The sequence below is a fragment of the Neobacillus muris genome (assembly GCF_943193175.1).
GTDB lineage: Bacteria > Bacillota > Bacilli > Bacillales > Cytobacillaceae > Neobacillus > Neobacillus muris.
Window position 1 is genome coordinate 136,313 of record NZ_CALPDF010000004.1, and the last position, 15,958, is coordinate 152,270.

Annotated in this window: 21 protein-coding genes; 6 read left to right on the forward strand and 15 right to left on the reverse strand. The window is 41.7% G+C overall.

Annotated features, from left to right (window positions below; all coding sequences use genetic code 11):
• Positions 1 to 84: 84 nt before the first annotated feature.
• From NFS43_RS04690 to NFS43_RS04700, 3 genes are all read right to left on the reverse strand, one after another.
• Positions 85 to 411: a YuiB family protein gene (locus NFS43_RS04690; protein WP_251549966.1), complete on the reverse strand. Its 327-nt coding sequence runs from the start codon at positions 409 to 411 to the stop codon at positions 85 to 87.
• Positions 412 to 517: 106 nt separating this feature from the next.
• Positions 518 to 646 (reverse strand): YuiA family protein, encoded by a 129-nt coding sequence (locus NFS43_RS04695; RefSeq protein ID WP_251549968.1) that lies wholly within the window; start codon positions 644 to 646, stop codon positions 518 to 520.
• Between the two features lie 135 nt (positions 647 to 781).
• A complete protein-coding gene (locus NFS43_RS04700; protein WP_420910290.1) occupies positions 782 to 1,999 on the reverse strand; it encodes an NAD(P)/FAD-dependent oxidoreductase in 1,218 nt (405 codons plus the stop codon).
• Between the two features lie 418 nt (positions 2,000 to 2,417).
• On the opposite strand from NFS43_RS04700, the gene NFS43_RS04705 reads away from it, so the two are divergent.
• Positions 2,418 to 3,416: an NAD(P)/FAD-dependent oxidoreductase gene (locus tag NFS43_RS04705; RefSeq protein ID WP_251549973.1), complete on the forward strand. Its 999-nt coding sequence runs from the start codon at positions 2,418 to 2,420 to the stop codon at positions 3,414 to 3,416.
• Between the two features lie 29 nt (positions 3,417 to 3,445).
• Here the strand turns inward: NFS43_RS04705 and NFS43_RS04710 are convergent, their stop codons facing one another.
• The 3 genes from NFS43_RS04710 to NFS43_RS04720 all read right to left on the reverse strand — a co-directional run bounded on the left by NFS43_RS04710 (position 3,446) and on the right by NFS43_RS04720 (position 4,625).
• Positions 3,446 to 3,811, reverse strand: coding sequence for a HesB/IscA family protein (locus NFS43_RS04710; protein WP_251549975.1), 366 nt, complete (start codon positions 3,809 to 3,811; stop codon positions 3,446 to 3,448).
• Between the two features lie 115 nt (positions 3,812 to 3,926).
• Positions 3,927 to 4,178: a YuzB family protein gene (locus NFS43_RS04715; RefSeq protein ID WP_251549976.1), complete on the reverse strand. Its 252-nt coding sequence runs from the start codon at positions 4,176 to 4,178 to the stop codon at positions 3,927 to 3,929.
• A 120-nt stretch (positions 4,179 to 4,298) separates the two neighbouring features.
• A complete protein-coding gene (locus NFS43_RS04720; RefSeq protein ID WP_251549978.1) occupies positions 4,299 to 4,625 on the reverse strand; it encodes a YuzD family protein in 327 nt (108 codons plus the stop codon).
• Between the two features lie 212 nt (positions 4,626 to 4,837).
• On the opposite strand from NFS43_RS04720, the gene NFS43_RS04725 reads away from it, so the two are divergent.
• Positions 4,838 to 5,059, forward strand: a complete 222-nt coding sequence (locus NFS43_RS04725) for a NifU family protein (protein ID WP_420910295.1) — start codon at positions 4,838 to 4,840, stop codon at positions 5,057 to 5,059.
• Positions 5,060 to 5,148: 89 nt separating this feature from the next.
• Here the strand turns inward: NFS43_RS04725 and yutH are convergent, their stop codons facing one another.
• The gene (gene yutH / locus NFS43_RS04730) at positions 5,149 to 6,171 is read right to left on the reverse strand and encodes a spore coat putative kinase YutH (protein WP_251549983.1); all 1,023 of its coding nucleotides are present in this window, start codon (positions 6,169 to 6,171) and stop codon (positions 5,149 to 5,151) included.
• A 159-nt stretch (positions 6,172 to 6,330) separates the two neighbouring features.
• On the opposite strand from yutH, the gene NFS43_RS04735 reads away from it, so the two are divergent.
• Entirely contained in the window at positions 6,331 to 6,837 is a 507-nt protein-coding gene (locus tag NFS43_RS04735; protein WP_251550135.1) for a phosphatidylglycerophosphatase A family protein, read from the forward strand.
• A 29-nt stretch (positions 6,838 to 6,866) separates the two neighbouring features.
• Here the strand turns inward: NFS43_RS04735 and NFS43_RS04740 are convergent, their stop codons facing one another.
• From NFS43_RS04740 to NFS43_RS04750, 3 genes are all read right to left on the reverse strand, one after another.
• Entirely contained in the window at positions 6,867 to 7,631 is a 765-nt protein-coding gene (locus NFS43_RS04740) for a TIGR01457 family HAD-type hydrolase (RefSeq protein WP_251549984.1), read from the reverse strand.
• Positions 7,632 to 7,714: 83 nt separating this feature from the next.
• Positions 7,715 to 8,152, reverse strand: a complete 438-nt coding sequence (locus tag NFS43_RS04745; protein WP_251550137.1) for a DUF86 domain-containing protein — start codon at positions 8,150 to 8,152, stop codon at positions 7,715 to 7,717.
• Positions 8,153 to 8,177: 25 nt separating this feature from the next.
• Positions 8,178 to 9,479 carry an EAL domain-containing protein gene (locus NFS43_RS04750; protein WP_251549986.1) on the reverse strand — a complete coding sequence of 434 codons (1,302 nt, stop codon included), beginning with the start codon at positions 9,477 to 9,479 and terminating at the stop codon, positions 8,178 to 8,180.
• A gap of 176 nt (positions 9,480 to 9,655) precedes the next feature.
• Here NFS43_RS04750 and NFS43_RS04755 point away from each other — a divergent pair, with 176 nt between their 5' ends.
• Positions 9,656 to 9,922: a DUF3055 domain-containing protein gene (locus NFS43_RS04755; RefSeq protein WP_251549988.1), complete on the forward strand. Its 267-nt coding sequence runs from the start codon at positions 9,656 to 9,658 to the stop codon at positions 9,920 to 9,922.
• Positions 9,923 to 9,968: 46 nt separating this feature from the next.
• On the opposite strand, the gene NFS43_RS04760 is transcribed toward NFS43_RS04755, so the two are convergent.
• Complete coding sequence (locus tag NFS43_RS04760) at positions 9,969 to 10,244, reverse strand: YutD family protein (RefSeq protein ID WP_251549990.1); 276 nt, start codon at positions 10,242 to 10,244, stop codon at positions 9,969 to 9,971.
• Positions 10,245 to 10,356: 112 nt separating this feature from the next.
• Between NFS43_RS04760 and NFS43_RS04765 the strand changes: the two genes are divergently transcribed.
• Positions 10,357 to 10,998 carry a YhcN/YlaJ family sporulation lipoprotein gene (locus NFS43_RS04765; protein ID WP_251549992.1) on the forward strand — a complete coding sequence of 214 codons (642 nt, stop codon included), beginning with the start codon at positions 10,357 to 10,359 and terminating at the stop codon, positions 10,996 to 10,998.
• Between the two features lie 84 nt (positions 10,999 to 11,082).
• On the opposite strand, the gene lipA is transcribed toward NFS43_RS04765, so the two are convergent.
• Entirely contained in the window at positions 11,083 to 12,033 is a 951-nt protein-coding gene (gene lipA, locus NFS43_RS04770; RefSeq protein WP_277613901.1) for a lipoyl synthase, read from the reverse strand.
• A 273-nt stretch (positions 12,034 to 12,306) separates the two neighbouring features.
• Between lipA and NFS43_RS04775 the strand changes: the two genes are divergently transcribed.
• Positions 12,307 to 13,242: a M23 family metallopeptidase gene (locus NFS43_RS04775; protein WP_251550139.1), complete on the forward strand. Its 936-nt coding sequence runs from the start codon at positions 12,307 to 12,309 to the stop codon at positions 13,240 to 13,242.
• 114 nt (positions 13,243 to 13,356) lie between these two features.
• On the opposite strand, the gene NFS43_RS04780 is transcribed toward NFS43_RS04775, so the two are convergent.
• The 3 genes from NFS43_RS04780 to NFS43_RS04790 all read right to left on the reverse strand — a co-directional run bounded on the left by NFS43_RS04780 (position 13,357) and on the right by NFS43_RS04790 (position 15,906).
• On the reverse strand, positions 13,357 to 13,659 hold the full coding sequence (locus tag NFS43_RS04780) for a YunC family protein (protein ID WP_251549996.1): 303 nt from the start codon (positions 13,657 to 13,659) through the stop codon (positions 13,357 to 13,359).
• Between the two features lie 66 nt (positions 13,660 to 13,725).
• On the reverse strand, positions 13,726 to 15,075 hold the full coding sequence (locus tag NFS43_RS04785; protein ID WP_251549998.1) for a bifunctional metallophosphatase/5'-nucleotidase: 1,350 nt from the start codon (positions 15,073 to 15,075) through the stop codon (positions 13,726 to 13,728).
• 6 nt (positions 15,076 to 15,081) lie between these two features.
• The gene (locus NFS43_RS04790; RefSeq protein WP_251550000.1) at positions 15,082 to 15,906 is read right to left on the reverse strand and encodes a sulfite exporter TauE/SafE family protein; all 825 of its coding nucleotides are present in this window, start codon (positions 15,904 to 15,906) and stop codon (positions 15,082 to 15,084) included.
• Between the last annotated feature and the right edge of the window lie 52 nt (positions 15,907 to 15,958).

The following is a 15,958-nucleotide window of genomic DNA, read 5'->3' on the forward strand; positions in this document are numbered from 1 at the left end:
CAAAATATTCATTCCCAAGAAAAAAGGAATTATTCAGGAAGGAGGTGGAAATTTATAAAAATAGACCAATCCCATTGGGACGGCCTAAAACATTTGATATCCACTTTTTCGTAATTGCTTTATAGTAAAACCGGCCGCAATGGCCCCCGCCAGTCCGCTCATGAGGATGAGAATATCTGCTGTAGCTAGAGAACCCAGCCGCTCTCCCAACTCCTGAAATGAATGTCCACTGTTCGTAAAGTACTCAACAAACCGTACCTTGTCTACAATGAAAATCGCCACGATCGGATAAATGAACGCCATGATCCATGACATACGAAGCAGCATATTCAGAATAAAAGCGATTCCAAAAAATAACACAAAAAATAGTACAATCGATATAATTAAGACAACTATATTCATTTGTTGCATGGAAATTCCCCCTTTGCATCAACTTTTAGTGTACTGAATGTCAAAAAGGGAGTCAACAAAAACAGGCAGGTATTTTCAGATTGGTGATGAGAGAAAGAGGATTTTTTCATTCATCCTTTTTCTTGCCAGTCCCTTCACAGGAGGAACAAGTTTCCGATCCCCCCAGCAGTAATTGGAAATAGCCAGCACCCAAACAATATTCACACGGTTTTGTCTCCACAGCCTTCACTGTCATCTTACTCTTCCTCCTTTTATTATCTTAATTTTCTGATAATATATCATAAATGCTCAAAAAAGAAAAGTCCGAAATATTTTTCATAAACAGGTTTATAAAACAGAAAAGAACAGGTTTCCCTGTTCTTTCCACAGATTAAAATACTTTAAATTTTCCTTTTTTCAGAAGGAGTCCTGTGCCGCCAATCATGAATAAAGAGCGGTTATCAATTACCTTTTTCATAAAGGAAGCTTTGGCACCTGTTAATTTTTTGCCGAAAACGACGCCAATTGCATCATTTTCACCAAGCGAGCAAACGGTACCTTTGTTATCAAATTCGAACGGCTCCAGATCTTGATTGTTGCGGATCAATTTGGCTAAATTCTTTGCCACATTCTCACCTTGCTGCATAGAAATTTGTGCAGTTGGAGGATATGGACGGTTAATCTCTTCATTAATGACAAGAGAACTATCACCAATAACAAATACATCCTCGTAACCTGGAACGCGAAGTTCTGGAGTTACCTTCACCCGGCCTCGCATCGCTTCAAATCCTGATTTTTCAATAATGGCATTACCGCGGACACCTGCTGCCCATACGACCGTTCCTGCTTTAATTTCGTATGGCTCTTCATCACCTTTTGCAACGAAGATTCCCTCTGGCGTGCATTCCTTAATGGCTGTACCGATTAAGAATTCTACCCCTTTACGCTCTAATTGAGACACGGCATATTTCACCAATTCCGGATCAAATCCTGGCAGAACTGTTGGCGCAGCCTCTACGCAAACGATTTTTACTTTATGAGGATCGATGTCGTATTCACGGCATAGCTCAGGAATACGGTTAGTTAACTCCCCAAGAAACTCAATTCCGGTAAAGCCGGCACCACCGACTACAATGGTTAACCGGGTATCATTTTTCTCTGCTTCCATATTATAGGTAGCAAATTGATATTCAATATGCTCACGCAATTGGCGTGATGAATTTACATTGGTGATACCAAAAGCATATTCTTTTAAGCCTTGAATACCAAAAGTTTCAGGCTCGCCGCCAAGTGAAATGACTAGATAGTCATAGTCCACTTCACCATTTTCCAAAATGACCTTTTTCTCATCTTTTTTAATTTCCACTACCGTGTCTTGAATAAAATCAACTTTGCTTCGATCAATCACATCACGGATATCATAGCGGACCCTGTCATGATGAAGAGTACCAGCTGAAGCTTCATGGAGCCAAGTGGTTTCATAATGATAGTCATTTTTATTTACCAATACAATATCAGCTTCATTTACTCCAACTTGCTTTTGCAAGCGTACAGTTGTCATTAGCCCGCCGTATCCGGCACCGAGAATTACAATCTTTGGCTTTTTCAAAGTGATCACTTCCACCTTTTAAGTATATTTTTTACTCCTTACTAATTTGCGCACTTCTTGTGCTGCTATTATTCTTAATAATAAAAAGTATGTGATAAAATTCACGAACAAGAATATAAGAAAGGAGTATTTCTGAGCATTGGCTAGAAATTGAATACATTTTTAAATTGTCATAATAATGTACCTATTTTGTCACACAATGTTAACAATATATCCACATTACATGATATGCCAGTTGGTGCGGAATATCAAGTAATTTTCTTCAAATTCCTTTTCCCAAATTTTAATTTATTTGCAGTATGGATATATTATCAATAAAAGTTTAATTAGTATGGGTTTTTAGAAAAATGTGAGTAAATAATTAATTTATGATATGATAATGTGTGGAGTTGTTACTACTAGTTAGGGGGATATCGGAGTGCAAGAAGATCAAAAAGTTTTTGACATAACGATCATCGGTGGAGGTCCTGTCGGTCTCTTTACTGCCTTTTATGGAGGTATGAGACAAGCGTCCGTGAAAATAATTGAAAGCCTGCCCCAATTGGGCGGCCAATTGTCCGCACTATATCCAGAAAAATACATTTATGATGTGGCCGGATTTCCTAAAATTCGGGCACAGGAATTAGTAAATAACCTAAAAGAACAAATGGCTAAATTTGAACCAACCGTCGTCCTGGAGCAATCCGTGGAAAAATTGGAAAAACAGGAGGATGGCACATTCAAACTTACGACCGATAAGGAAGCGCATTATTCGAAAACCGTCATTATTACAGCCGGAAATGGCGCATTCCAGCCCCGCCGCTTGGAGCTCGAAGACGCAGCACAGTATGAGAAAAAAAATCTTTATTACTTCATTGAAGATTTAAATCAGTTTGCCGGGCAAAAAGTAGTAGTATTTGGCGGCGGAGACTCAGCCGTTGACTGGGCATTAATGCTTGAGCCCATTGCTGAAAAGGTAACGATTGTTCATAGACGGGATAAGTTCCGCGCCCACGAACACAGTGTGGAGAATTTAATTCATTCAAAGGTCGATGTCAAAACTCCATATGTTCCAGCACATTTAAATGGGGATGACACTGGAATTAGCCAAGTTGTCCTAAAGAGCGTTAATGGGGAAACGACGGAAACCCTTGATGTCGATGCGGTTATTTGCAATTACGGCTTTGTTTCCTCTTTGGGTCCAATTAAGGAATGGGGCCTAACGATTGAAAAGAATGCCATCGTCGTTAACTCCAAAATGGAGACCAACATTCCTGGAATCTACGCTGCTGGTGATATTTGCACCTATGATGGCAAAGTTAAATTAATCGCCTGCGGTTTCGGTGAAGCGCCTACTGCAGTAAACAACGCTAAGGCATTTATGGATCCAAAAGCACGAATTCAGCCATTACACAGTTCTTCTATGTTTGATAAATAAAAGAGGCGCATTTGAGCGCCTCTTTATTATTAGCATTCTTCTGGTGTTCCCGCTGCTATTGCGGTACGGAATGATGACCCGCAGCCGCAGGAAGCGATGGCATTGGGATTGTCAATGGTGAAGCCCCCGCCCATCATGGATTGCTTATAATCAATCTTTGTCCCTTGTAAAATAGGGGCACTTTCCTTATCAACAAGAACTTTTATGCCATACTGCTCAGATTGTAAATCGTCTTCCTTGACCTCGTGGTCGAAACCCATGCCGTAGGATAAGCCGGAACAGCCGCCGCCTTTTACCCCTACACGCAAAAAGGCTCCTTCTTCTTCATTATGCTTCATCATATCTTTAATTTGTAATGAAGCTGCTTCAGTCAAGATAATGACATTATTATTCATATGGTACTCCCTCCTTTGTATTGAGGTTTTATCTATAGTATATACACAGACTGGAAATGACTCAACTTTTTAAGCTCCATTCTATTATATGAACAATCTATCATAACGAACCGTACTAGTCCCGCTTTTCATAAACAGAATTTTTCTCCAGGTACTGATAAATGTGATCCACCAATTCATCTGGTGTGCCCCCCATTACAGCCTTGCCATCGACCAGTGCATACAGACATCGTGCACATTTGCCACAGTTACTGAGACAGCCATATTCAATAACATCCAAGTTAGGATCCTTTTTTAATTTTTCAAATGCCCGCTGTGCCCCATTTGCCAAATTGCTGACACAAAATTCGATGATTATCTGGATCATTGTTTCACCTTTCCGCAAAATATTCAGCCTGCTCCAAACAAATGGCCCAGTCTCCAGACAGGCAATGCAACAGCTGAATCTAAAGCGGCTGGCTCCAGCTGTGCCAGCTGCTTTTTCCAATTACTCTGCTTTGTATCCATGTTTTTCTAGTTCGCCAAATATGGTTTTTAGCCGTGGATTTCCTTCTCCAACAATTTTCCCCCCAATGACAACAACAGGATAAAACATCTCCTCATCAATCACTTTTTGGGCAAAATCTATCTTCTCTCTCTCACCTGCCGGCTGATAGATATCCACGTAAGTCATTTTGACGGCCTGGCCGGGAAACTTTCTGGCAACGGCTGCTTCCAGCCACTCAAATGTTTCTTTTGAGGACGGAAGGTTTACACAGCTCGGGCATAGTTGTTCAGCGCCATAAAGAACGATTTCAACCGGTTTACTTTCCATTCAACCATTCCTATCATTTTTCTTTCATTTTATCAATATGGTTCAAATGATGCCAAATGCCAAGCTCCCATTTGCCCCACTATTTCTGCTGAATCACCCATGAAAAAATTGTCCTTCCTTTGGCATTCCTCCGTTTCTAGGAATAGATTTTTAATGTAAATACCATTATAATATAATTAGGAAAGGAGTCGATTAGTTTGGAAGATAAAGAGATGTTTGAACAAGTTCAAGATGTACTGGATAAATTACGCCCATTTCTTCTTCGCGACGGTGGAGATTGTGAATTAGTTGATGTGGAGGACGGTATTGTAAAACTGCGTTTGCTTGGCGCATGCGGTTCCTGCCCAAGCTCGACGATTACACTTAAAGCCGGCATTGAAAGAGCTCTTTTAGAAGAAGTTCCTGGCGTAATGGAAGTAGAGCAAGTTTTTTAATATGATAAGGTTCAAGCGATTGCCACTTTTAGCAATCGCTTTTTTGTTTATTAACTGACCACGCCATAATATTTTTAAAAAGTGCCCATTTAATGATACAGCCATTCAAGCTGCGGCAGGTTCAGCATTTTGACTGGTGCACCTGTTAACTGGAAAAATTGGGCTAAAAACCGTTCATATTCAGAAGATTGCTTGAGGATTTTCCCCATTCGTTCCTCCAGTACCTTCTTCTCCTGCTCGGATTGAGTAATATAATAGCCTTCCACACACTCAAAATAATGAAGCGGAAAAATTAACCTTGAGTATAATAACCGCCATGTGAACGAAGACAACGGGGCGGCACTTTGATATTGTTCGAAAAAAAGCCTGACATCCATGTCATAGGTTTGAATATTGTGCAAATACCTCGCCCTTGTCCACTCTGCCAAATCACGGCTCCGATGATCAAATACCCAATCGAACGGAAATTTAATTGAGTAGCTCCCAGAAGAAGAGGCCCACGTATTTTGGGTAAATCGTTCATGGCAGACAGTCCCGCTGTCTATTTCTAAAGGATCATCATCAAGCTCGGTATCCACCAAGTATTGAATGGCATTCTCCGTTAATCCCATATAATAGGGGAACGATTCGATAAACATTCTTTCAAAATCATCTTCAGGTGTTTGGAACAGCAATCCATTCCAGACTTTCTCCATCTGCTCCAGCCGCTGTTCCCATAGGCGTTTCCATTGTCCGACCCGGCTAATCCGCTGAATCTGGAACGGCACCCTTCTGCCCCGTTCATGAAATTTGGCGAGCTTTCTGCCTAACCTCGGGCGTTTCCGATTTTCTTCCGTTTGCTGGCTGGCAAGGACACAATATTGCTTTTGTTCCCATTCAGCCATCCAGTTTCCATTTTTGTCAGGCAAGAAAATCGGGACACCTTGATCCCCTAATTGATATAAATGCTCCGCAATCTGGGCTAATTCTTGAATGTCTGCAGCCTCTCTTCTGCCGGGATTGGCAATTAAATAAATCCAGCCATTTCCTTTAAGGGCAGGGTAACGATTGACTTCGATCGGTTCCCCTTCTGCTTGTATCCCATATAGCTGCTCCAGCATATTTTGAAACATCCCTTCACCACCTCTTACATGTTTATTTACATCAAGTATATGTACCTACACCAAGAAACTTGTTTTCGGGTTGGTTTTGTTTGGCTGTATATGGTAAAATTGCATATATTATGGAAATCCAGTATATATATAGTGAAAATTGAAGAAACAGGTGATAAGATGGCAGAGAAAAATATGGACATTGTGGAAGAGACCGCCAGAAAATGGCTAAATCAAAGAGGAGTTACGATTCAAGACATCGCCGAGTTAGTATTTTACCTGCAAGAAAAATATCATGAAAACTTACAAATGGAAGACTGCATTCAAAACGTGGAACGGGTACTTTCCAAACGTGAAGTTCAAAACGCCATTATTACTGGCATTCAGCTCGATATGCTTGGAGAAAAGAAAATGCTGGAAGAACCGCTGCAAACGATTATTGCCACCGATGAAAGTCTCTATGGGGTAGATGAAATATTAGCATTCTCGATTGTAAATGTATACGGCTCGATCGGTTTTACCAATTATGGCTATATAGATAAACAGAAGCCTGGAATATTAGCCCGTTTAAATGATAAATCCACAGGTGAATGCCACACGTTCTTAGATGATATCGTCGGAGCCATTGCGGCTGCCGCCTCCAGCCGGCTGGCACATAGAGCTGAGGGGGTAAATAAGGATGACTAAAAGAAGGGATGGAATTTTTCCATCCCTTGTTACAGCTCCCATTGGTCGAGTGAATCAACTGAATAGGCAGGCTGCTGCTTATATCCTGACAGCATGTCTCTGGTGGTAACTCCCGTATGGACCAGCAAGGTATCGACTCCAGCATTCATGCCAGCCATTATGTCTGTATCATAATTGTCGCCGACCATTAACGTTTCTTCTTTTGGCGTCCCCAATACCTTTAATGCCTGTTCCATAATGATCGCTTCAGGCTTTCCAATAAACACTGGCTTTGTTTGCGTGGAAACGGAAATGACTGAGGTTAGAGCGCCATTTCCAGGCAGCAAGCCTCTTTCAGTGGGTAACGCAATATCGCCATTCGTTGAGATGAAAACGGCGCCATTGCGGACAGCCAAGCAGGCAGTTGCCAATTTTTCATAGCTGATTTCGCGGTCAATCCCGATGACAACAAAGTCAGCCGTTTCTCCAGCTGCTTGAAAACCTTTTTCTTTTAAAGCAGTGTGCAAACCCTCTTCACCTATGACATACACCGTGCCATTTGGTTTTTTTTCATAAATATAATTAGCTGTAGCCTGACTAGTAGTAAAGACTAAATTCTCGTCGGCAGGAATATCAAATTGGCGAAGTTTTTCTGCAACCTGTCCTGGTGTCCGGGACGAATTATTGGTTACAAACAAATAGGGAATTCCATTATCTTTCAATTTTTTCACAAAATCTGAAGCTGCCTCAATTTGTTCAGTGCCCCGGTACATTGTACCGTCTAAGTCAATTAAATAGCCTTTATATTTTTTCATTTGCCTACCTCCGATTATGTACATATAGTACCCAAATACTTCTTGTTAAAAAGAAAAGACCGTAACATATACGGCCGGTTCATCTAATTTTTAAAGGCTGATACAGGTCCTAATTCGCTTTGCAAATAGTCTCGGACATTTTTAGGAAAGACTTTTAATGCCGGCAGCTGCCGTGCGAATTGTTCTTGAAGCTCCAAATGGTCAATTTCGGTATAAAATTGAACGAGCTTTTTGCGGAATGGGATGAGTACTTTTAATCCGCTTCCTGTCTCAGCTGTAATGACCTTTTCATCGATTAAAATCTCAATAATATCCTCGTAGCTTCCCGGATCGCGCATAATAAAGCCATCAATCATGGCGTTTCCGACATCTAATACTGACTCAAGCATCATTTGTGCAACTCTTTCCAAGGCTGCTTTGCTTAACTCATCAAGCCAGTCATACTGCCCCTCAAACAGATTGATTTGTTTTTCTAGATAGGTTAATTTGTTTTCCATTTCATCGCGGTCAACGAAATACATGTACGCCACTTCCTTTAGGAATTTACTAGGTTGCAATTTCCGGCATTAAAACGGTCGGAGGAGAATAGAAAAAGCCTTGAGCCAAATCAACTCGATTCCGCGAGAGGACATAAGCTTCTGCTTCACTTTCGATTCCTTCCGCTACCACTAACGATCCCGCCTCTTTCGCCACTAACATTAACCCCTTTAATATTGATTCTTTCACCGTATTTTTGTCAATATTTTGGATAAGAGAGCGGTCAATTTTAATAACATCCGGCATAATTTCACTAATCGTATTCAAGTTGGAATATCCTGCTCCTGTATCATCTATGGCAATTCGAAATCCCATGATTCGCAGTTTCTTTATATTATAAATAAAATTCTTTAATCCATCGATCGAATCATTTTCAGTCACTTCTATCGTAATTTGTTTCGGTAAAATGGTGCTGAATTTTTGCATTAACTTTTGGATATCCCGTGTAAAGCGAATATTTGCCAGGGTAACGGGAGTGCAATTGATAAAAATGTCCTGCCTGCACCTTGTCGCCCGAATTTGCTCAAAGGTTTTTTCAATGACCATTAACTCCAATTTATATAATGTTCCAGTTTGTTTCGCAACAGTAAAGAGCGATAATGGACTTTCCAATGAGGTTCCTTTAGGGCCGCGGGTCAGCATTTCCCAAGCGCGGACTTCATTAGTTGCCACATCGATAATCGGCTGGGCCATTAATCTAATATTTCTTTGGGAGATAATTTTATGAATCGTATGAATCATGTTGTTATATTTGGATGACTGCCTCTTTTCCGCAATGGCAATGGCCTGCATATGGGCTTTCATAACCGAATCCTGAATGGCGCCAACACGTTTTTCTACAAACATATAACCCGTCTCAAAATGAATTCGGACCGAAGGATAGTGCTTGATTAAAGCGGTTTCCATAGCTTGCACCAATTTTTCCCTAACCCTGTCTATTTCAAAAACTAAATATTGTTCGGAATCTGCCTTTATAAACAGTGTTAGGCCATCACCGTAAAAATCATGTAACGCAATGATGCGGCGCTGATCAATTTCTTTCATTACAGCAGATTGGAAGGACAGTTTTAATGATTTCAACAAACGGTGATATTGGGCTTGATCAAGCTGCTCCGCGAGGGCATTAAAATTCTGGACATTGAAAACAATGACCGCCACTTCATATCCAGCTTCAAATGCAGCCACTACCCCCTCCACCACTGGGTTGCGCACCACAAATTGCGGCGGATAAAAGCGTAAAGATGATAAAGGCAGAAATACTTTGCTCCATTGCATCATGCTTTTTGCCTTTTGTATATATTTCTGAGCCATTTAATCATCCCTTAAGCAGTATTAGTGTTTTAATTGTAGCATAATTTGACAATTTTCGGATTCTTTCTCACTAAGTTTTTCTTGAAATTTATTGAAATTTCCATACTCCCATCATCCGGCTTAATCTGATACTATTAGAGATATGGCAAAATCGAAAATAAAGGAGAATGGAATCTGTGAACGAGCGTTATTTCTTATATGATGATACAGAAAATACTAAAACCAGATTTGTCAGTTTTGTTGGAGATAATCAGCGCTATGATTTAGCCATTGTCCAATCAGACCGGCATTTCGGAAAATATCTTGTGTTAAATATGCAGGGAAATCGGTTTGCCATTATTGGCCCTGATGATCTAGAAGAGGAAGGCTATTTAGAATACGCATTTCAAATGAATGAAGAAGAAGCAGAGGAATTGAAGTCCTTCTTACTTGAAATGATTTAAAAATTCCATGTAAAAAAATAACGAAGGGCATCCATTGAACCCTTCGTTATTTTTTTGCTTTTTTCAATACAAAATAAGCACAGCCAAAATTACAGTATTCATATAGGTACTCACTTAATGTACTAATTTTCGTATCAAAGGTTGCTTTTTGATTTTGATCCTCAAAGAATCCTTTTAATCGAAGCTGCCCATAACCCCAATCACCCACAATATAATCGTATCTGGATAATATATCACTATATCTGGCTTTGATTGCCTCTTCGTTAAAGGCGTTCCTGAAGTCCTGCACTAATTCGTATGACGTATTATTAAGAATAATCATGTTTTCACCTCATTTTGCGGGCCCATCTTATTCCATTATAACCGATTCACCATCAATTACTAAGTAAAAAAATACACCTATTGGCTATTCTAAAAAAAGGAGGTCGATAAAATTGAAAAAATTACTCACAATCCTCGGATTATGTGCCATTACAGCTATGTCGGGCTGTTCGAAAGACAGCGGCAGCCGGGATGTATATGAAGAAAGCGGCAATACCATTAACGTAAATAATAAACGGCATGAACTTTATAATGAAGGGGCCGCCCAGGATCTTCGCAACCCAAGCACGGATTATGGTTTTGTCCGGCATCAAAAAAGCCCGGTTATGAATGATAATGAAGCGGACGACCATTATGCTGCCCTTGACCGGGAACAGGTTGCCAATATCATCAGCAAGCTAAGCACCAGTATGGCAAATGTCAATGATGCCGCAGCACTGGTAACGGACCAGGAAGTTTTAGTGGTCTACAATACCGATACGAAAGATCGCAATTTTACAGCCGATCAAGTCAAAAGGACAGCCATGTCTGTTGTACCTCGCTTTTATCATGTGTATGTATCTGACGATGATGATACACTCATGCGAGAATTAGAAAATTTGGCTCATCTGGATTCTGGCAGTGCCCAAGCAAAAGATCAAGTGGCATTATTAATTAAACGAATGTTAAAAAGCCCGCAAGGTAACCCTGTAGACACTAACGAAGACGCAAATGGACGTACAGCAGATGACAATACCACTAATAAACTTAAATAACCAATAACAACGAGTATTATCCAAAAAGCAAGAGGTCTGACCCACACCTTTAGGTGTGGCCTCAGACCCCTTAATGCTTTCATTTTAGGCTTGTTGGACGTTTTCTTCTCCAAGCATTTGCCGATGCTTGGCGGCAGCATTAACTTGTTCATCAGCATGGTAAGAAGAGCGGACCAGCGGACCTGCTTCGCAATGGCTAAATCCTTTGCTGAGAGCAATCTCCCTTAGTTCATTAAATTCTTCAGGGCTGTAATACTTGACGACTTTAAGATGGCTCTTTGTAGGCTGTAAGTACTGGCCAATTGTCATAATGTCCACGTTGTTGGCCCTTAAATCGTCCATGACCTCTAAAATTTCCTCTTTCGTTTCTCCAAGACCCACCATGAGACTGGATTTCGTTGGAATCGTTGGCTGCATCTCCTTAGCGCGGCGCAGGAACTCAAGTGACCGATCATATTTGGCGCGGGCTCTGACTCTCGGTGTTAACCGGCGGACTGTCTCAATATTGTGATTAAGAATATCCGGCTTAGCATCCATTAATACTCGTAAATTTTCTTCCTTGCCGCCCATATCGGAAGGCAGGACTTCAATGCTGGTAAAAGGATTTTTTCGGCGGATTGCCCGTACTGTTTCAGCAAATACACCAGAGCCTCCATCCTTTAAGTCATCACGTGCTACAGCAGTAACAACTACGTGTTTTAAATTCATAATCTGAACAGAATCCGCCACACGTTCCGGCTCTTTCCAATCAAGTTCAGTTGGCAGTCCCGTTTTAACGGCGCAGAAGCGGCAAGCACGTGTACATACATCACCCAAAATCATGAAGGTAGCTGTCCGTCTTAGTCCCCAGCACTCATGAATGTTTGGGCATCGTGCTTCTTCACACACCGTATGCAGGTTCTTCTCCCGCATTAGTTTTTTTAAACCTGTATACGATTCGTTTGTATTTAGCTTTATTTTTAACCAGTCCGGTTTTCTCAATATTTCTTCATCTTTGCTCATTTGATTGCCCTCCTTGCTACGTCTCTTATGTATAACAAATGAGTGTCTCCTGTCACTTTACCATAATGCAAATGCATCCTCAAGCAAATAGGACGGACACCATCTTAGACTGGTATCAAAAATTCAAACACATTGCCAGCAGGATCAGCTCATTGGATTTTTTTCTTACGATTACCAATTATTAGTGATAATGAATTATGCAAGATTCCATAAACTAAGTTCGTACAATAAATGGGAAGGAGAATTTCCGTGCGGATTGTTCTGATAATTGCAGCATTCCTGCTTGTTAGTTCGCAATGGACTGGCATGGTGTCAGCCAATGAACCGGGAGCAGACCCCTATACGGAAAGAATGAAACTGTATAAAAAAGTGGAAACCGTCACGCAAATTCCATGGTATTACTTGGCCGCTGTTGACCAATACGAACGCAGCATTCGCCAGACCCGCCGAGATTTGCCAAAACCGGAAAGCACCATCGCGATCTATTTTCCTCCTGAAAAATGGGCAGGTTTAACCAATCCAAACCCCCAAGAAGAAAATCCAGCCATCATTCAGTTTTTTAACGGATTTGGGGTAGATGGGGACGGCGATGGGAGAGCAAGCCTAAAAAACGATGAAGATGTCTTATATGCATTTGCAAACTATCTTCTCTCCTACGGGGTGGATCCCGATAATATCAAAATTGGGTTATGGAACTATTACCACCGAGATAAAACTGTCAGCATCATTGTTGGCAAAGCAAAGATTTACCGTCATTTCGGCCGATTGGATCTAGAGAAAAGGGTCTTTCCCGTTCCACTTCGAAGCAATCACAGCTATCGGAGCACCTGGGGTGATGCCCGAGGCTGGGGAGGGCGCAGAGTACATGAGGGAACCGATATTTTTGCAGACTATGGTGTTCCGGTAAGGGCCACCTGTTATGGGATCATTGAAATGAAGGGATGGAATAGGTTCGGGGGCTGGAGAATCGGCATTCGCGATATCAATAATACTTATCATTACTTCGGCCATTTAAGCGGTTATGCTAAGGACATTCATGTTGGCCAAATTGTTGAACCAGGAAAGGTGATTGGCGGAGTCGGAAGCACTGGGTACGGGCCGCCGGGAACCTCCGGCAAATTCCCGCCGCATTTGCATTATGGGATGTATAAGGACAATGGAATTACCGAGTGGGCTTTTGACCCTTATCCGCATTTGGCCAAATGGAAACGGTTAGAAAGAATGAGTCTGCGGAAAAAGTAGAGTGAGACTTCATAAAAAACGCTGTTGACTTAGCCATCAACAGCGTTTTTACTGAAGTTAAATCCATATGAATTTCTAAACAGCAATAGGAAAAGCCTGCGATCAAACAGGCTGTTAAATCATTTTCAGCATGGCATCACGGCCAATCATCCCTTTATGAATCCCCCATTTTTCCGCTTCTGCTGTAACAGACTCCAGAGGGGCATCTAACAGCTGCTCAATTGTTTTGACTCCTACTGCCCGCCCGGCTATTATTTTTCTATCCTTTAATTTTTCATTTAATAACCCGACGTCCAAAGCGCCGCACATGATATATCCTTTATCGCTTGTCACCGCAAGCAAAGTGGTTTTGGGCAGCAAAACCGTGACAGCCAAGAAGGTGTGGCTGCCTATTTCGACCGGTGAAAGATTAATCACTTCTCAACACCCCTTTCCTCAATATCACTTTATGATAAGAGTCAAGAAAGCGTGTAATTCAAGCACCTATAGCTGCTGCAGCTTCCATTTTAAGATGTCTCTTAGGAACTCGGGCAGGAAGTATTGCTTCTGTTTATGGACCAGCACGTCCTTAAAAAAATGCCCGAATGTAAACATATCTGGCAATGCTAACGTGTATGAGGCGTCTGGTTCCAATGCTTTTCCATCCAATCTTAGCCTTTGAGCGCTTACCTCCAGCCCCGCATAGACGAATTTCCCAATCACATTCCCTCTAAAACCAAGCCCCTTAATTTGCTGCTGATGCAGGCTCACATCTTTAGATTGTTCGAAAACTGCGAGCAATTCCCGTCCAGTCAGTTCCACTACGCAAGGATTGATAGGATGCGGGCAAATAGCCAGCAAATCATAATCGGTCACAGAACCCGATAATGGTCCCAGCAACAGCCCAGCATTAATCATCGCACAGTCTGTTTGACACCATTCCTTTACCGCTAGGCACAGAAGCTTTGACAGCTCTGTTTCTGCGAAAGGATCAGCAGGCAATGGCTGTGGTAAAAACGTGATATTCTCGCCCAGCAGCCTTTTGCCTTTTTCAAAATAACCATTTATCTGCTCCGGTTCATCATGGACGGCTGGAAGTTCTTCAACGTTATAGACTACTGCCTGTCTTTGGACGATTTTTTTATCATCATTAAGCTTTAATGCCATTTCGCCGACATAATAGCCAAATTTGCCTGCAGCTCCCAGCAAAGTGTGATGAATAATCTTTCCCTTTTCAAAAACATGATGGGTATGTGCTCCGAGGAGCACGTCTATTTCCGGAAATTGCGCCGCGATCCGTTCGTCATCCCGAATGCCAAGATGGGATAATAAAATAATGATGTCCGTTTCTTTCTTTAAGGGCTTCAGCCATTTCTCAAGCTCGGAAAACGGGTCTGTCACCTTCCAGCCCAGCAATTGATAAAGCTGGGGAAACGGGGCAGTCAGTCCGAGGACACCGATGCGGGTCCCTCGCTTTGTCCGATAAATCGTATAGGGCCTGATCCAATCTGGATATTGGCCATTTTCTAGGTAGAGATTAGCTGTAACGACGTCGAAGCCTGCCTCATCGTATAGATGGTTCAGATTATCATGAGGCAGGTTCACCCCTTCATTGTTGCCGATGGTGACCGCATCATACTGGCAGTCATTCAAAAGGTGAATGCTCCCTTTGCCCATGGTCGCTTCGGTATAGGGATGCCATCGGTCAATAAAATCGCCAATGTCGAAGATAAACACATCTTCCCCATTTTGCCTGTGCCGGCGCGTATTCTGTTTTAAAAACTGTTGGATTCTCGGCCAGTTCTCCAAATGGCTGTGAAGATCATTTGTATGATAAATGTGAATGGTTTCCATTTTAACCTACCCTATTATTCCTTGATAAATTAACCGTACCCCTACGACAATTAAAATTGTTCTGATCAGCAAAACAATGGTTTTGCTTTTTAACCGAGTATTTAACCACACTCCCACATTGGCTCCGATCCACGCTCCTGGCACTAACGCCAATGCATAAAGCCAGTTCACATTTCCTAAAGCGATGTGGGTAATCGAACTAAGGATGGAGGTCGGCAGGATCATAAACATGGATGTAGCGGTTGCCACATGAGGCGGGAAAAAGAACAATAAAATCATGGTCGGCACCATTAATGAGCCGCCGCCAATTCCAAATATCCCTGATAAGAAGCCTACCACTAAGGAAATTACAATGCCAATAATTGGATTAAACCCATATTCAAAGGTCTTGCCGCTGTTATCAGTGAACGTGCGATGAATCCCTCTGTCCTGTTTATAAGGAATCGGTCGTAATTTATTTTTAATGATTAGTACAAAAGATACAAACAGAATAAATACTCCAAAATAAATGCTAAATGAGTCCAGGTCTAATTTTTCTGTTACCCAGGCACCAAGAATGCTTCCGGGTCCGCTGCCGATTAGGAAAATCAATCCGCTTTTATAGTCAATCGTTTTGTGTTTCATGTAGGCCAATGTCGAAGACAGGCCTGTAAATATCATGGTAAACAGGGATGTTCCGACGACGATCTGTGGCGTCAGGTGGCTAAACGATAATGTGAGGGTTGATAAATAAAGCAAGGCTGGAACAACAATGATTCCGCCCCCCATGCCAATCAAAGATCCGACAGAGCTGCCGGCAATTCCTATTAATACCAATAGAATCCATTCCATTTGATGCTTTCACCTTCTGGTCTATATTTGTGCCTTAATGCCCTTTGGCCTA

Excerpts from the sequence above, each read along its gene's own strand:
- NFS43_RS04690 (WP_251549966.1), bottom strand. The coding sequence starts at position 411 with ATGCAACAAATGAATATAGTTGTCTTAATTATATCGATTGTACTATTT.
- NFS43_RS04695 (WP_251549968.1), bottom strand. The coding sequence starts at position 646 with ATGACAGTGAAGGCTGTGGAGACAAAACCGTGTGAATATTGTTTGGGT.
- NFS43_RS04710 (WP_251549975.1), bottom strand. The coding sequence starts at position 3,811 with ATGAATAATAATGTCATTATCTTGACTGAAGCAGCTTCATTACAAATT.
- NFS43_RS04715 (WP_251549976.1), bottom strand. The coding sequence starts at position 4,178 with ATGATCCAGATAATCATCGAATTTTGTGTCAGCAATTTGGCAAATGGG.
- NFS43_RS04720 (WP_251549978.1), bottom strand. The coding sequence starts at position 4,625 with ATGGAAAGTAAACCGGTTGAAATCGTTCTTTATGGCGCTGAACAACTA.
- NFS43_RS04725 (WP_420910295.1), top strand. The coding sequence starts at position 4,838 with ATGTTTGAACAAGTTCAAGATGTACTGGATAAATTACGCCCATTTCTT.
- yutH (WP_251549983.1), bottom strand. The coding sequence starts at position 6,171 with ATGTTTCAAAATATGCTGGAGCAGCTATATGGGATACAAGCAGAAGGG.
- NFS43_RS04735 (WP_251550135.1), top strand. The coding sequence starts at position 6,331 with ATGGCAGAGAAAAATATGGACATTGTGGAAGAGACCGCCAGAAAATGG.
- NFS43_RS04740 (WP_251549984.1), bottom strand. The coding sequence starts at position 7,631 with ATGAAAAAATATAAAGGCTATTTAATTGACTTAGACGGTACAATGTAC.
- NFS43_RS04745 (WP_251550137.1), bottom strand. The coding sequence starts at position 8,152 with ATGTATTTCGTTGACCGCGATGAAATGGAAAACAAATTAACCTATCTA.
- NFS43_RS04750 (WP_251549986.1), bottom strand. The coding sequence starts at position 9,479 with ATGGCTCAGAAATATATACAAAAGGCAAAAAGCATGATGCAATGGAGC.
- NFS43_RS04760 (WP_251549990.1), bottom strand. The coding sequence starts at position 10,244 with ATGATTATTCTTAATAATACGTCATACGAATTAGTGCAGGACTTCAGG.
- NFS43_RS04775 (WP_251550139.1), top strand. The coding sequence starts at position 12,307 with ATGGTGTCAGCCAATGAACCGGGAGCAGACCCCTATACGGAAAGAATG.
- NFS43_RS04785 (WP_251549998.1), bottom strand. The coding sequence starts at position 15,075 with ATGGAAACCATTCACATTTATCATACAAATGATCTTCACAGCCATTTG.
- NFS43_RS04790 (WP_251550000.1), bottom strand. The coding sequence starts at position 15,906 with ATGGAATGGATTCTATTGGTATTAATAGGAATTGCCGGCAGCTCTGTC.